Annotated in this window: 16 protein-coding genes and 1 tRNA gene; 12 read left to right on the top strand and 5 right to left on the bottom strand. The window is 56.7% G+C overall.

The features are described 5' to 3' along the window. Window positions 1–65, top strand: a 65-nt coding sequence (locus KSY82_RS10610; protein ID WP_368042025.1) for an IS3 family transposase, incomplete at its 5' end; no start/stop codon positions are given. A 92-nt stretch (window positions 66–157) separates the two neighbouring features. On the opposite strand, the gene KSY82_RS09590 is transcribed toward KSY82_RS10610, so the two are convergent. Together KSY82_RS09590 and KSY82_RS09585 are read right to left on the bottom strand one after the other, a co-directional pair. Beyond that, on the bottom strand, window positions 158–397 hold the full coding sequence (locus KSY82_RS09590; protein ID WP_117654920.1) for a helix-turn-helix domain-containing protein: 240 nt from the start codon (window positions 395–397) through the stop codon (window positions 158–160). Between the two features lie 9 nt (window positions 398–406). Next, window positions 407–1,045 (bottom strand): DUF2975 domain-containing protein, encoded by a 639-nt coding sequence (locus tag KSY82_RS09585; RefSeq protein WP_217751058.1) that lies wholly within the window; start codon window positions 1,043–1,045, stop codon window positions 407–409. Window positions 1,046–1,747: 702 nt separating this feature from the next. Here KSY82_RS09585 and KSY82_RS09580 point away from each other — a divergent pair. From KSY82_RS09580 to nagA, 8 genes are all read left to right on the top strand, one after another. Then, window positions 1,748–2,191 carry a PTS sugar transporter subunit IIA domain-containing protein gene (locus KSY82_RS09580; RefSeq protein WP_195535136.1) on the top strand — a complete coding sequence of 148 codons (444 nt, stop codon included), beginning with the start codon at window positions 1,748–1,750 and terminating at the stop codon, window positions 2,189–2,191. After that, the gene (gene yajC, locus KSY82_RS09575; protein ID WP_022094612.1) at window positions 2,191–2,472 is read left to right on the top strand and encodes a preprotein translocase subunit YajC; all 282 of its coding nucleotides are present in this window, start codon (window positions 2,191–2,193) and stop codon (window positions 2,470–2,472) included. Before KSY82_RS09580 ends, yajC begins: the two co-directional genes overlap by 1 nt. A gap of 36 nt (window positions 2,473–2,508) precedes the next feature. Beyond that, on the top strand, window positions 2,509–2,991 hold the full coding sequence (gene agaV, locus KSY82_RS09570) for a PTS N-acetylgalactosamine transporter subunit IIB (RefSeq protein ID WP_117640370.1): 483 nt from the start codon (window positions 2,509–2,511) through the stop codon (window positions 2,989–2,991). Between the two features lie 90 nt (window positions 2,992–3,081). After that, window positions 3,082–3,882: a PTS mannose/fructose/sorbose/N-acetylgalactosamine transporter subunit IIC gene (locus tag KSY82_RS09565; protein ID WP_035137676.1), complete on the top strand. Its 801-nt coding sequence runs from the start codon at window positions 3,082–3,084 to the stop codon at window positions 3,880–3,882. Beyond that, window positions 3,872–4,954, top strand: coding sequence for a PTS system mannose/fructose/sorbose family transporter subunit IID (locus KSY82_RS09560; protein ID WP_217751057.1), 1,083 nt, complete (start codon window positions 3,872–3,874; stop codon window positions 4,952–4,954). Before KSY82_RS09565 ends, KSY82_RS09560 begins: the two co-directional genes overlap by 11 nt. Before the next feature lie 185 nt (window positions 4,955–5,139). Continuing rightward, window positions 5,140–5,871: a GntR family transcriptional regulator gene (locus KSY82_RS09555; protein WP_217751056.1), complete on the top strand. Its 732-nt coding sequence runs from the start codon at window positions 5,140–5,142 to the stop codon at window positions 5,869–5,871. Window positions 5,872–5,985: 114 nt separating this feature from the next. Continuing rightward, window positions 5,986–7,152 (top strand): AgaS family sugar isomerase, encoded by a 1,167-nt coding sequence (locus tag KSY82_RS09550; protein ID WP_217751055.1) that lies wholly within the window; start codon window positions 5,986–5,988, stop codon window positions 7,150–7,152. A gap of 118 nt (window positions 7,153–7,270) precedes the next feature. Beyond that, complete coding sequence (nagA, locus tag KSY82_RS09545) at window positions 7,271–8,440, top strand: N-acetylglucosamine-6-phosphate deacetylase (protein WP_022094606.1); 1,170 nt, start codon at window positions 7,271–7,273, stop codon at window positions 8,438–8,440. Between the two features lie 75 nt (window positions 8,441–8,515). Here the strand turns inward: nagA and KSY82_RS09540 are convergent, their stop codons facing one another. Continuing rightward, window positions 8,516–9,100, bottom strand: a complete 585-nt coding sequence (locus KSY82_RS09540; RefSeq protein WP_217751054.1) for an NADPH-dependent FMN reductase family protein — start codon at window positions 9,098–9,100, stop codon at window positions 8,516–8,518. 156 nt (window positions 9,101–9,256) lie between these two features. Between KSY82_RS09540 and KSY82_RS09535 the strand changes: the two genes are divergently transcribed. The 3 genes from KSY82_RS09535 (at window position 9,257) to KSY82_RS09525 (ending at window position 11,804) form a co-directional block, all read left to right on the top strand. Beyond that, window positions 9,257–10,138: an aldose 1-epimerase family protein gene (locus tag KSY82_RS09535; protein WP_217751053.1), complete on the top strand. Its 882-nt coding sequence runs from the start codon at window positions 9,257–9,259 to the stop codon at window positions 10,136–10,138. Between the two features lie 59 nt (window positions 10,139–10,197). Beyond that, entirely contained in the window at window positions 10,198–11,133 is a 936-nt protein-coding gene (locus tag KSY82_RS09530) for a hexose kinase (protein WP_117756831.1), read from the top strand. Between the two features lie 197 nt (window positions 11,134–11,330). Then, entirely contained in the window at window positions 11,331–11,804 is a 474-nt protein-coding gene (locus KSY82_RS09525) for a NanQ anomerase/TabA/YiaL family protein (protein WP_217751052.1), read from the top strand. A gap of 132 nt (window positions 11,805–11,936) precedes the next feature. Here the strand turns inward: KSY82_RS09525 and KSY82_RS09520 are convergent, their stop codons facing one another. After that, the gene (locus tag KSY82_RS09520; protein WP_217751051.1) at window positions 11,937–12,302 is read right to left on the bottom strand and encodes a hypothetical protein; all 366 of its coding nucleotides are present in this window, start codon (window positions 12,300–12,302) and stop codon (window positions 11,937–11,939) included. A gap of 429 nt (window positions 12,303–12,731) precedes the next feature. Further along, a tRNA-Thr gene (locus KSY82_RS09515) sits at window positions 12,732–12,807 on the bottom strand. Between the last annotated feature and the right edge of the window lie 314 nt (window positions 12,808–13,121).

Genomic DNA, 13,121 nt, shown 5'->3' with positions numbered 1-13,121 from the left:
GGAGGCAGGTAAGATTGAAGGGCCTGACCCCGGAGGAGTACCGGAATCAGGCCCTTGCGGCCTAGTCGCTATTTAGGGCGTCCAAGATTTGGGGCGCGGTTCACAATGTTCTAGCGGGCTATTTGCGTTGAGGGCGTGATTGGGGGCTTAATTATGGCTATTCATCCTTAAGCCCAAAGAGGCTATCGGCTTCATCGTCAGGTATATATTCCAGTACATCGCCCGGCTGGCAGTCGAGTGCTCGGCATATCGCGTCTAGAGTTGAAAAACGCACGGCAGATACCTTGCCCGTCTTGATGCGCGACATATTGACCTGAGAGATACCCACGCGTTCTGCAAGTTCTTTGGATGAGATCTTGCGTTCGGCCAGCATGCGGTCGAGCCGCAGAATAATCATGGATTCCCCCTAGAGCAACTCGTCATCTTGTTTTTGCAGGATACACCCGTACTGGAAGACGCTGGCAATCAGGCTAATAATCAGGCCTGTAAAGAGCATGGAGAGGTCGAGATGCTGGCCGCCAAGCGCATCCGTAAAGCTACCGCCAAATCCTGAGAGTATCAGCCCTGTGACTATGGCACCAAAAAGTTTCACGGCGGCGCCGCCGATAAGGAACAAATGTCCTATTTGACGTAGTATGCGGATGCATTCGAGGTCAAAGGGCCTGCCCGCCTTTTCAATGGCGGAGAAAAACCTGTATGCGCTTAGCGCGATGGCAAGCGCGAGGCATGCCATCATGCCGCTCCCTATGGCAGTATGACCGTCGTGCGCGACAAGCATAAGAGGGGTCTGTTCGCTGGCGCCGACGAGAGCGAGAAATGGCCCTTCGCCAGCCGTATGCTCTACGGATTGGAGACAGAACCCTTGGGAGAGGCTAGGCAATATGAATAGAAGTTTGATTGCAATGACTGCGAGGAGTGCCAGAGCGAGCGCCACGATGGTGCAGATTGTGCCCCATTTGCAGTAGCGAGTGAGCTTCCTCAGTTTGGCTATTGCCTGTTCACGGTCGATGGCTTCATTCGATTTGGATACGTTCCAGCGGATCATAGCTCCTCCAACCAATGTCTTGGATGATACTTGTATCATATCAGAATTAACGACAAACGATAAATAATTTCGGATACTGAGTAAGTGATGATTGAAAACGATTAGCGTGAGCTATTAGCTCATTTTGGATGCCGGAGTTTGGCGCGCGGGGGATGAGGGCAAATGCCAAAACTTCCCGTGATCGCGCAGGTGCTTCATCGGGTCTCCCCAATTCATCTAGGAAAACGGCTGAAAACGATTGCAAATAACCGGTGAACGGTCGAAAACTACCGTTCACCGATAATCTCTACACTGGTTCTAACTGGTATTAAGTCAAAAAGACCAATTCATAAATCTTCACAATGACCTGCATTTTTTCCACACGCTATTTTTAGCCGCCCTGCGTTGTTTAGACGCAAAGAAAGTTCCGATCTCTCGCCCAATCATTTCGAAACGGTTTCAAAACCGCAGGTAGAAGTGTTAACGAGCGGTAAACGGTCGATTTTTTGCCGTGAGCGGTGCAAAAACGTTTTACTGTATGAATCAACGAAAGCGACCTCTTCTGTGGTGATATAGTGACAACAACACGTCACGTGGTTACTACCAGTTGAGAGACCACTGGTCTTCAAAGAACGCTTTCCAAGAAGCTTTAAGGGCACCCGCCCGCTGGCTTCCGAAAACCATCGAACTCAGATCGTACACACCTTCGGAAGGGAAATTTGAATGGTTGGCTTTATTCTTACCGGTCATGGACAGTTCGCCCCCGGCCTTGCAAGCGCTATCGCTATGGTCGCTGGCGACCAGCCCGCTTTTACCGTCGTTCCTTTTGAGGGCGACCAGGCTGCCTCCTACGGTGAGGATCTCCGCGCCGCCATCACCGCCATGCGCGAGGAGTGCGATGGCGTGCTCGTCTTTACCGACCTGCTCGGTGGTACCCCCTTCAATCAGTCGATGATGATTGCCCAGGATGTCGACAACGTCGAGGTTCTGACTGGCACCAACCTTCCCATGGTTATCGAGCTTCTGTTCCTCCGCGGTAACGCCACGCTCGCCGAGCTTGGCGAGCAGGCCGTGACCGTTGGCCAGACGGGCATCACCGCCCAGACGGTCGCTTCTGTTGCTGGAGCCGAGGAAGAGGATATTTTCGGCGACGAGGACGGCATCTAATGGCCGATTTCGGAGCCAACGTTCTGAGCTCCTCGGTCGCCCTTTTAGGCCTGCTTGTCATCATGGGCTTGATTTACACCATCTGGTCGCAAATCAACATGAAGAAGAAGCAGAAGTACTTCAAGGAGCTGCACACCGAGCTCAAGCCGGGTCAGGAGGTTCTTTTCGCCGGCGGTATCTACGGAACCGTCAAAGGCATCGAAGGCGAAAAGGTCCAGATCAAAGTCCGATCCGGAGCCGTCGTAGATGTTTCGCGTTACGCGATTCAGGAGATCAAGTAACTGTCGTCAGCAAATAACGAAAGGAAGCTGATCAACATGGCAGAACCCAACATTCTTCTTACCCGCATCGATAACCGACTGGTTCATGGTCAGGTTGCCACCCAGTGGAACTCCACTCTGGGCTCCAACCTCATCCTCGTCGCCAACGACGACGTGTCGACCAATACCATGCGCCAGAACCTCATGAAGATGGCCGCTCCCACCGGCGTCGCTACGCGTTTCTTCTCCCTGCAGAAGACCATCGACGTCATCGGCAAGGCGAGCCCGCGCCAGAAGATCTTCATCGTGGCCGAAACACCGGAAGACGTGCTTACGCTCGTCAAGGGCGGTGTGCCTATAAAGAAGGTAAACATCGGCAACATGCACATGTCGGAAGGAAAGCGCCAAGTCGCCACCTCCGTCGCAGTTAACGACGAGGATGTCGCTGCGTTTAAAGAGCTGCAGGAATTGGGGGTGGAGTTGGAGATCAGGCGCGTTCCGAGCACGCCTGTTGAGGACACGAGCAAGCTCTTCTCGTAATCCTCGTGATCCACGTTGTCAGGATTGAAACCCTGACATTCTGTACGTGAAATCCAAAGTGCGTACATACATTTTGAAAGGAGGAGCAAGATGGAATACACGATCTTCCAGGTCGCTCTGGTCTTCATCGTCACGTTCGTCGCGGCAATCGACCAGTTTAACTTCCTCGAGTCTCTCTATCAGCCCATCGTCACCGGCGCCGTCATCGGTCTTATCCTTGGCGACCTCAACACCGGTCTTCTCGTGGGTGGTACTTATCAGCTCATGACGATCGGCAACATGCCGATCGGAGGTGCTCAGCCGCCTAACGCCGTTATCGGCGGCATCATGGCAGCCATTCTCGCTATCGCCACGGGCCTCGAGCCCAACGCGGCAGTCGGCCTTGCCATTCCGTTCGCTCTGCTTGGTCAGCTCGGCGTTACCCTGGTCTTCACGCTTATGTCGCCGCTCATGTCCTCTGCGGACAACATGGCTCACAACGCTGACACCAAGGGTATCGAGCGTCTGAACTACTTCGCCATGGCTCTGCTCGGCCTGATCTTCGCTGTCGTCGTCACCCTGTTCTTCATCGCTGGCGCTACCATCGGTCAGACCATCGCTTCCGCCATCCCGACTTGGCTGCAGACCGGTCTCTCCGCTGCAGGCGGCATGATGCGCTTCGTCGGCTTCGCCGTCCTGCTCAAGGTTATGATGAACCGCGATATGTGGGGCTTCTTCCTCATGGGCTTTGGCCTCGCGCTCATCACCGTTGCCAACGATTCTCTGGCAACCCCTGCCCTGCTCATCCTCGCTCTCATCGGCTTCGGCATCGCTTTCTGGGACTTCCAGCAGCAGACCGAGCTGAAGGGTGCAGCTGTTTCTGACGGAGGTGACTTCGAAGATGGCATCTAATGAGTATGTGATCCCGGAGCACTACGAGGATCTCACTCCTGCTCCGCAGCTCGACCAGAAGACCCTCAACAAGATGGCTTGGCGCTCCTGCTTCCTGCAGGCCTCGTTCAACTACGAGCGTATGCAGGCCGCTGGCTGGCTCTACTCCATCATCCCCGGTCTGGAGAAGATCCACACCAACAAGAACGATCTTGCGGCTTCCATGAGCCACAACCTGGAGTTCTTCAACACCCACCCGTTCCTCGTCACCTTTGTTATGGGCATCGTGCTTTCGCTCGAGCAGAACAAGGTTGACATCCCCACGATCCGCGCTGTCCGCGTCGCCGCAATGGGCCCGCTCGGTGGTATCGGTGACGCCCTGTTCTGGCTGACGCTCGTGCCTATCACGGCCGGCATCACCTCCAACATGGCCATCAACGGCAACGCCGCTGCGCCGATCATCTTCCTGGTGATCTTCAACGCCGTCCAGTTCGCTCTGCGCTTCTGGCTCATGAACTGGTCCTACAAGCTTGGCACCAGCGCTATTGACGCTCTGACTGCCAACATGCAGGCTTTCACGCGTGCCGCTTCCATCATGGGCGTCTTCGTTGTCGGTTGCCTGGTCGTCACCATGGGTGGCACCCAGATCAACCTGCAGATTCCCAACGGCACCACTCGTGGCCTCTCTGCCAATACCGTGATCGTCTCCGAGAAGGAGGCCGAGAACTTCACCGGTATGGAGGGCATCGATACCGAGACCGCTGAGGCCGGTACCATCGCCATGACCGATAAGGACGGCAACGCCCTTACCGCTTCCGATGCCGACGGCAACGCTGTCGAGTGCGGCGTCACCGATCTGGGTAACGGCATGGAGTCCGTGACCTACGGCACCGTTACCGAGGATCCGGTCAACTTCTCTGTTGCCGACACCCTCAACACCATCGTCCCGAAGCTCGTCCCGCTTATGCTTACGCTGCTGCTTTACTACATGTTCGCTAAGCACAGCTGGACCCCGACCAAGGGCATTCTCCTGCTCTTCGTCCTTGGCATCCTGGGCGCTGGCCCGCTTGGTCTCTGGCCGAGCATCTGGTAAGGCTCTAGCTTGAGGGGTGTGTCCCTACGCGGCTCACACCCCGACCCCTTAAGCCATGTGTATGTTAAAAGCCGCGTGCTCGAAAGAGCGCGCGGCTTTTGTTTTCTTGATGATTCGGGTGTTGCAGACTGATAATGCTTAACACCCTAGGTAGTTAGCCGAATTCGAGCAAAAGGGAGGATAGGATGGCGATCGGAGCGCGCAAACAGCCCCTTTACGATCAGCTGGTCGATATTCTGACCGAAAAGATTGACCATGAATATCATGCCGGCGACATGATTCCTTCCGAGCGCGAACTTTCGGAGCGCTATGGTCTCTCGCGCACCACGGTGCGCCTGGCTCTGCAGGAACTGGAGCGTTTAGGACTGGTGGTTCGGCAGCACGGTCGCGGTACATTTGTGACCGACCGTTCGGCAAAAGCAACCAATCTTATGCAGTCCTACAGCTTTACCGAGCAGATGCGCGCGATGGGTCGCGACCCCGAGACCACGATTCTCGATTTTTGCGAGATGGAGGCCGATAAGAATCTGGCCGAGCATATGGGATTGCGTATCGGTGATCGCATTTTTAAGCTCAAGCGCCTTCGTTCTGCCGACAACATGCCCATGATGGTCGAACGCAGCTATCTACCGGTTCGTCAATTTCTGTCCCTAAAGCGACCACTGCTGGAGCGTAAGCCGCTTTACGATGTGATTGAGCAGGACTTTCAGCAAAAGATTCGCGTGGCCGAAGAGGAGTTCTATGCGAGCATAGCCCGTCCCACCGATGCCCACCTTTTGGGAATTGTCGAGGGCTCGCCTGTGCTCGATTTGGTCAGGACTACGTATAACGAGTCAAACGAGGTTGTGGAGTATACACTCTCGGTTGCTCGTGCCGATCAGTTTAAATACAAGGTTTACCACCAGCGTAGCGACTAGTGTTCGCATCGTTTCCATATGATGATTCTTTGCATTTAACTGGTTACTACCAGATAACCAACCGAAGTGTATAATTGCACGTCAGAGGATTACTTCTAGAGAGAGGTATTAGAAATGTTCGAGAAGAGTGTCGAGGAGCTCACCGAGCTCGGCGCCCAGATCACCACGGCCGAGATTGCTCAGCAGCCCGAGCTTTGGCGTGATACGCTCAACATCTATCGCGAGAACAAGGAGGCCATCGAGGCCTTCCTGGCCGAGGCTCGCGCTATGGGCGAGGGCCGTCTGTCCGTTGTCTTCACCGGTGCCGGTACGTCCGACTACGTTGGCGATACCTGCGCTCCGTACCTGCGTCACGCTGGCAACACTGATCTCTACGACTTTAAGCCCATCGCCACGACCGACATCGTGAGCGCGCCGCGCGACTTCCTGCGCGCCGAGGATCCCACGCTCGTGGTTTCCTTTGCCCGCTCTGGCAACAGCCCCGAGAGCCTTGCCGCCGTTGCCGTTGCCAAGGAGCTCGTCCATAACGTCAAGTTCCTCAACATCACCTGCGCTCCCGAGGGTAAGCTCGCCGTCGAGTCTGCCGATGATCCCAACGCGCTGACGCTGCTCATTCCGCGCGCCAACGACAAGGGCTTCGCCATGACCGGTTCCTACACCTGCATGACCCTGCTCTCTACCCTTATCTTTGACGAGGCTTCCGATGAGCAGAAGGCCGAGTGGGTCGAGACCATCGCCAAGATGGGCGAGGAGGTCATCTCCCGTGAGACCGAGATCGCCGATTACCTGGCTGGCGACTTCAACCGCGTGACCTACTTGGGTTCTGGCTCCTTCGGTGGCCTTGCCCAGGAGAGCCAGCTCAAGATCCTCGAGCTCGCTCACGGTCTGGTCGCTACTTCCTACGACACTTCCATGGGCTATCGTCACGGACCTAAGTCCTTCGTCGACGATAAGACGCTCGTCTTCGTGTTCGTCAACAACGACGCCTACACCCGTCAGTACGACATCGACATCCTCAACGAGATCGGTGGCGACAAGATCGCTCAGCACACCGTTGCCGTTCAGCAGGATGGCGCTACCGTCTACGAGGGCGAGTCCTTCACCTTTAAGGGCTACGAGGCGCTTCCCGAGGGCTACCTTGCCCTGCCGTTCGTGATGTTTGCCCAGGCTATCAGCCTGCTCAACTCCGTGCGCGTGGGCAACACGCCCGATACGCCGAGCCCCACCGGCACGGTCAACCGCGTGGTCAAGGGTGTGACGATTCACCCCTTCACCGCTTAATCGCGTCCCCCTGTAAGGGCGCCCGTCCGCTCATAACGGCGGGCGGGCGCTTTTTGTTTTTACATGGACCGGGTATAAGCATTACCACAGTCAACTGCTTTAGAAGCAAGGAGTGCATATGAGCACGTACGCAATTAAGGCTGACAAGTTCTTCTTGCCGGCAGGCCCGCAACTGGGCGGCTATCTTATGGTCGAGGATGGCGTTTTTGGCGCCTGGCAGGCCGACGAGCCCTCTTGCGAGATTAAGGACTACACGGGATCGTGGATCGCACCGGGTATGGTCGATACTCACATCCATGGCTTCTATAACCACTCGACTACCGATAACGATCCCGAGGGCATTGATATCAGCTCGACCGAGCTCGCCCGTCGCGGTACCACCAGCTGGCTGCCCACGACGTTCACCGATGGCGTCGAGCAGATCAAGGATGCCTGCGCCGCCATCGCCCAGGCGGACGAGGGTCGCGGCCCTGACTTCTGCGGTGCTCGCATTCAGGGCATCTATCTGGAGGGCCCCTTCTTTACCATGAAGCACGTGGGCGCGCAGAACCCCGCTTATCTTATCGATCCCTCCGAGGAGGTCTTCGATCAGTGGCAGGAGGCTGCGGGCGGTCGCATCGTTAAGAGCGCCATGGCGGCCGAGCGCGACGGTGCCGCTGCTTATGCGGCTGCTCTGAACGCCAAGGGTGTGGTGACCAGCATCGGTCACTCCGACGCCACCTACGATGAGTGCATCGCCGCCATCAACGCCGGTGCCAGCTGCTTTACGCATACCTATAACGGTCAGCGCGGGCTGCATCACCGTGAGCCCGGTGTCGTGGGCGCTGCCATGTCCACGCCCGAGACCTACGCCGAGATCATCTGTGACGGCAAGCACGTTAACCCTGCCGCCATCAAGGCGCTGCTGCAGGCAAAGGGCTGGCAACACACGGTGCTCATCACTGACTGCCTGGGCTGCGGCGGCATGCCCGAGGGCAGCTACACCAGTGGTGGCATGGACGTCATCATGAAGGACAACCTGTGCTGGCTCGCCGACGGCAAGAGCATTGCCGGCTCGGTGCTCACGCTTGCCCAGGGCGTCAAGAACATCGTTGACTGGGGCATCGCCAGCGCCGATATCGCCATTCGCATGGCAACCGAGGTGCCGGCACGCTCCGCGCACATCGAGGATAAGTGCGGCAGCATCATGCCGGGTCGCGACGCCGACTTTGTCGTGTTCGACCATGAGCTTACCCTCGTCGAGACGTATGTTGGCGGCCAGAGCGTCGGCAACGCCTTTACCGAGTAACGATAGAAAAAGACGGCGGGCCCGAATCTGCTCGGACCCGCCGTATGGGTTAAACGCTCAAAAGCACCTTCACAGTTACAGCTTGTTAGCGATCTTCTTTGCCGTGCGCTTGACGCCGGCCACCAGGCCTCCTGCAGGATGCTCCTTCTCGTATGCTAGACGCTTCTCGCGCTTGGCGTACTCTTCGACGATGATATCGCCATATTCGTCTTCGATCTTGTCGAAGAAGTCGACGGCGCCCTTAATTTCCTCAGCGGTCGGGTGTCCCTTTTGGACACCGCCGGCGAGTTTGAACGGTCCCCACGTATCAAAGCCTGGGCAGCCATAGACGCCCATAAAGATAGCCTGCCTCATGCGGCAAATGCCATCGATATCCTTGCCGTACCACTTGTTTTTGCCACCGTAGGTCATAAGGCCAAACACCTTGTCCTGCGGCTGCAGCACGTTCGTGAGCACGCGTGCCATGTCCTTGTCGATCTCGGAGTAATAGATGCCCGTGGCGACACCGATCAGATGATATTCGTGCAGGTTGGGATACTCGTTTTTACCGAGCGTCTTCACATCGAGGGTATCAATCTCGGGGTGTGCCTCGACGATGGCGTCCACGAGCTTTTTCGTATTGCCGTGATGGCGCGAGGCGTAGAGGATGATGGTTCGCATAAGAAGGCCTTTCAGCTGTAATTGCATCAATGTCTGTATGGTACCCCGTTACATGGGTGGGATACCGGACGCATCGATGAACGCGCGGGTTTGCCCTTTGGTTAGGGCCGAGACGGGTGCTTGCGAGCAAAAAGCAGTTGTTCGAAAGGATGGGCAATGGAATACGCTCTCTCCAACGATTCGATTTCTATTACGGTGTCCACGGCTGGTGGTTCGTTTACCTCGATTGAGGCCGGAGGTCGCGAGTATCTGTGGCAGGGCGATCCCGCCGTGTGGTCTGGCCAGGCACCGATTTGCTTCCCGATTTGCGGAGGCTTGCGCGATAACAACGCCATGACGTTTGCCGGGCATCATGTAAAGCTCGCTCGCCATGGGTTTGCGCGCAAACAGGAGTGGAAGCTGCTGAGCCAGAGCGAGAACGAGCTGGCGATGTGCCTGGCTTCGGAGGATAACGCCGCGCTGCTGAGCGATTATCCGTATCCGTTTAAGCTTGTCGCCCGTTATACGCTTGAGGGAGATGCCGTTCGCGTCTCCTATGAGGTGACCAACGAGGGAACCGAGGACATGCCGTTCTTTATCGGCGGTCATCCCGGCTTTAGGTGTCCGCTCGATGAGGGCGAGGCCTATACGGACTACGAGTTGCGCTTTGAGAAAGACGAGGCTGCGGAGCTCTGCACCGCCGTTCCCTCGACTGGATTGATTGACGTGGCAAACCGCTCCAAGAACCCCATGGTGGGAAAGACGCTGCCCCTGTCGCACGAGCTCTTCGATTTTGCGGAGACCATCTTTGACGTGCTCGAGAGCCGTCAGGTCACGCTTTCCAAAAAGGGCGAGGACAAGGGCGTCCGCCTGAGCTTTGAGGGCTTCCCATATCTCATTGTGTGGAGCAAGCCCGAGGGCGATTTTGTGGCGGTTGAGCCTTGGGGCGGTCTCTCGACCTGCTCCGATGAGGACGACGTGCTTGAGCATAAGCGCGGCTGCCTTGTCGCCAAGCCCAAGGAGACCGTCGTTCGCTCGTTCACGATTGAGATCCTGTAATTCCGTTTTGTCGACTCGTATCGCGAGGCACAAGGAGCCTGCGAGATAAGGAGCTAAAAATGATCCTCACCGTTACGATGAACCCGTCTGTCGATACGCGCTATCAGCTCGACGAGCTCGTTATCGACGACGTCAACCGCGTGACGCCCGAAAAGACCGCCGGCGGCAAGGGCCTCAACGTGGCCCGTGTGCTGGGTCAGCTGGGCGACGACGTTGTGGCAACCGGTCTGCTCGGCGGCCACATGGGCGCCTACATGGCTGAGCTCATGGACGCCAACGGTATTAACAACGACTTTGTGCCCATCAAGGGCGAGACTCGCATTTGCCTCAACATCCTCCACGCCGGCAACCAGACTGAGCTGCTCGAGAGTGGCCCGACAATTGCCCCCGAGGAGCTCGATGCCTTTACCGCCAAGTTTACCGAGCTTGCGGGCAAGGCCGACGTCGTCACCATTTCGGGTTCGCTGCCCCGCGGTGTCGAGGCAGACTACTATGCCAAGATCACGGGCATTGCAGAGAACGCCGGAGCCAAGGTGCTGCTCGATACCTCGGGTGCTTCGCTCGAGGCCGCCCTTAAGTCCGAAATTAAGCCCGAGCTGGTCAAGCCCAACCTGACCGAGATCAACGGCCTTCTGGGTACGAGCTTTACCACCGACGATGTGGACGAGCTCCGCGCCGCACTCGCCTCTGACGCCCGCTTCTCCGATATCCCCTGGGTCGTCGTGTCCATGGGTGCCGCCGGTTCCGTGGGCTTCCACAATGGTCGTGCGTTCCGCGCAAAGACGCCCGATATCCCAGCCGTTAACGCCACGGGCTCTGGTGACTCCACTATCGCTGGCTTCGCGCATGCCATTGCTGCTGGCGCGGACGACGAGACGGTGCTGCGTACCGCCAACACCTGCGGCAAGCTCAATGCCATGGATCCCATGACCGGCCATCTGGTCATGGACCGTTGGGACGAGGTCTACAACGGCGTTGTCGTGACCGAGCTGTAAAAGCTTGGGCGTCGGCCCCGGCATTGCTTGCTAGCTCATGTCGACGACAAGTGCGGTAGCATTATGCCGGGGCGCGACGCCGATTTTGTCGTGTTCAATCCCGACCTTACCCTGGTCGAGACGTATGCGGGCGGCAACAGCGTTGGTAACGCGTTTGCCGAGTAGCCGCCAAAGAAGCGATCCGAGAGGGGATTTAGATGATTTACGGTGCACTGGGCGATATCGAGGAGTACCGCGGAATGCTCAAGGGCCTCGACGTGCTGATCGACTGGCTCGAGGAGAACGACCCGGCGGAGCTCGAGGTCGGCAGCCATCCGATTCTGGGCGACAAGGTCTATGCGAACGTCATGGCTCCCACGACGCGTCCCGAGGCCGAGGCTCACTATGAGACACATCAGCGCTATCACGACCTGCAGATCGATGTCGAGGGTCGCGAGGCCTTTAAGGTCGCTACGGGCAGCCTGACGCTGGTTCAGGAGTTTGACGAGAAGGATGACTACGATCTGGTCGATTCTGACGCGTCGATTTCCGGTGATCTGGCCGACGAAAAGTTTGCGCTGTTCGTTGCCGGCGAGCCTCACATGCCCACGCTCGAGTTCCCGGGCGATGGCGCACAGCCGGTCAAGAAGATCTGCTTTAAGCTGCTTGCAGATGCTTACTGGGAAGAGTAACGCGCTGCTCGGCTGAGCTGTTCGTCTGATGGCGTGATTCCCCTAGGGATATCACGCTAGGACCCCGCCAAACGTGTTTCCCTAGGGGAATCACGTTTGGCGGGGTTTTCTGTTTTTGAATAGGGAAGCTGTTTATTTGCGAAGAACATCGGCTAGCCGCAGGATTGAAATCATCGACCGATAAGTGAGTTCCACCTTTTCGCCCGCAAGCAGTCGTTTCGAGCCAATCTCATCTAGCCCCACAAGTCGAGAGAACAGCGGGCCGCTCATCGTGCCCTCGTCAATTGATTCCCTTATGGTCTTCAAAACGTCCGTATCATGAAGCGATGCCGAGCTGTAGGGGGCAACACGAGCGGAACTCTCAATTAACGACGAGACAAAAGGATGGAGATGCTTTGAACATAGTCCATCAAACACCACATTCCCATTGTCATCCGAGCCGACCAGGCGCCAAGTATAATGATCGACCCAGTCATCTCCGTCATATATGGCGTCCATGAGCAACTTCCCGTCTAGAGAGAGAAATCTATTTGGACATCGGGGCGCAAGACCGCAATCCATATCGGGCCTGCAGCAGCTCCAACCCAACGCACCACATAGGTTCCCTTTCGTACATGTGTATCAATCTGCCCCGAAATGCCGGTGAATGCAATTCCAGACCCGTTTGTCGGATAGCAATCGACGTATTTTTGTTTTCCGCTCACAACCTTGTATAGATATATCGTTCCAGCAAAAGAGAAGGTATCGTGGCTATTTTAAATCTATATGGCCAATTCGAGCCCTCACCATGGCAATTGTTGCAGCTGGGTTTCTTTTCATTAAAATTTCACTTTGGTAAATCCCCGCCCCCTAAGCATTAAATCCGAAGTCCACCGAGTGGGCGAATCGGCAACAAAAAAGCCGCCCGAAGGCGGCTATCTTGTGCAATGGAGCCAGCGACCGGGCTCGAACCGGTGACCCCCGCTTTACGAGAGCGGTGCTCTACCAACTGAGCTACGCTGGCGGCCATGTGGTGACGCAACTGAGGCGTCAACGGCTGTCTATGATACGGGACATCGCACATCCGTGCAAGTGTTCTGACGGCTTTTCTCACTTTAAATGCACTACCTTGATTATCAACTTCATCCGAACACCTCCCACATTCATCCGCACATGTGCGGATGAATGTGGGAACCCGATACCCTGAGGGCCGGACCGGCCGGCCCCGGAAGATCGGAGGACGGCATGTCCGGAAAGAGGAAGAAGGGTTCCGCGAAAGCGGCCCCGAGGGCCTACGGAAGGCTCACGAGGCACGAGCGGGACACGGTCCAGAGGATG

Origin of the sequence: Collinsella aerofaciens (assembly GCF_019131995.1) — a bacterium.
In the GTDB taxonomy this organism is placed as follows: domain Bacteria; phylum Actinomycetota; class Coriobacteriia; order Coriobacteriales; family Coriobacteriaceae; genus Collinsella; species Collinsella aerofaciens_S.
Note: the sequence above shows the minus strand (reverse complement) of the source record. Positions and strands in the feature narration are given on the sequence as shown.

Coding starts and splice junctions, on each gene's coding strand:
- KSY82_RS09590 (WP_117654920.1), bottom strand. CDS start 397: ATGATTATTCTGCGGCTCGACCGCATGCTGGCCGAACGCAAGATCTCA.
- KSY82_RS09585 (WP_217751058.1), bottom strand. CDS start 1,045: ATGATCCGCTGGAACGTATCCAAATCGAATGAAGCCATCGACCGTGAA.
- KSY82_RS09580 (WP_195535136.1), top strand. CDS start 1,748: ATGGTTGGCTTTATTCTTACCGGTCATGGACAGTTCGCCCCCGGCCTT.
- yajC (WP_022094612.1), top strand. CDS start 2,191: ATGGCCGATTTCGGAGCCAACGTTCTGAGCTCCTCGGTCGCCCTTTTA.
- agaV (WP_117640370.1), top strand. CDS start 2,509: ATGGCAGAACCCAACATTCTTCTTACCCGCATCGATAACCGACTGGTT.
- KSY82_RS09565 (WP_035137676.1), top strand. CDS start 3,082: ATGGAATACACGATCTTCCAGGTCGCTCTGGTCTTCATCGTCACGTTC.
- KSY82_RS09560 (WP_217751057.1), top strand. CDS start 3,872: ATGGCATCTAATGAGTATGTGATCCCGGAGCACTACGAGGATCTCACT.
- KSY82_RS09555 (WP_217751056.1), top strand. CDS start 5,140: ATGGCGATCGGAGCGCGCAAACAGCCCCTTTACGATCAGCTGGTCGAT.
- KSY82_RS09550 (WP_217751055.1), top strand. CDS start 5,986: ATGTTCGAGAAGAGTGTCGAGGAGCTCACCGAGCTCGGCGCCCAGATC.
- nagA (WP_022094606.1), top strand. CDS start 7,271: ATGAGCACGTACGCAATTAAGGCTGACAAGTTCTTCTTGCCGGCAGGC.
- KSY82_RS09540 (WP_217751054.1), bottom strand. CDS start 9,100: ATGCGAACCATCATCCTCTACGCCTCGCGCCATCACGGCAATACGAAA.
- KSY82_RS09535 (WP_217751053.1), top strand. CDS start 9,257: ATGGAATACGCTCTCTCCAACGATTCGATTTCTATTACGGTGTCCACG.
- KSY82_RS09530 (WP_117756831.1), top strand. CDS start 10,198: ATGATCCTCACCGTTACGATGAACCCGTCTGTCGATACGCGCTATCAG.
- KSY82_RS09525 (WP_217751052.1), top strand. CDS start 11,331: ATGATTTACGGTGCACTGGGCGATATCGAGGAGTACCGCGGAATGCTC.
- KSY82_RS09520 (WP_217751051.1), bottom strand. CDS start 12,302: ATGGACGCCATATATGACGGAGATGACTGGGTCGATCATTATACTTGG.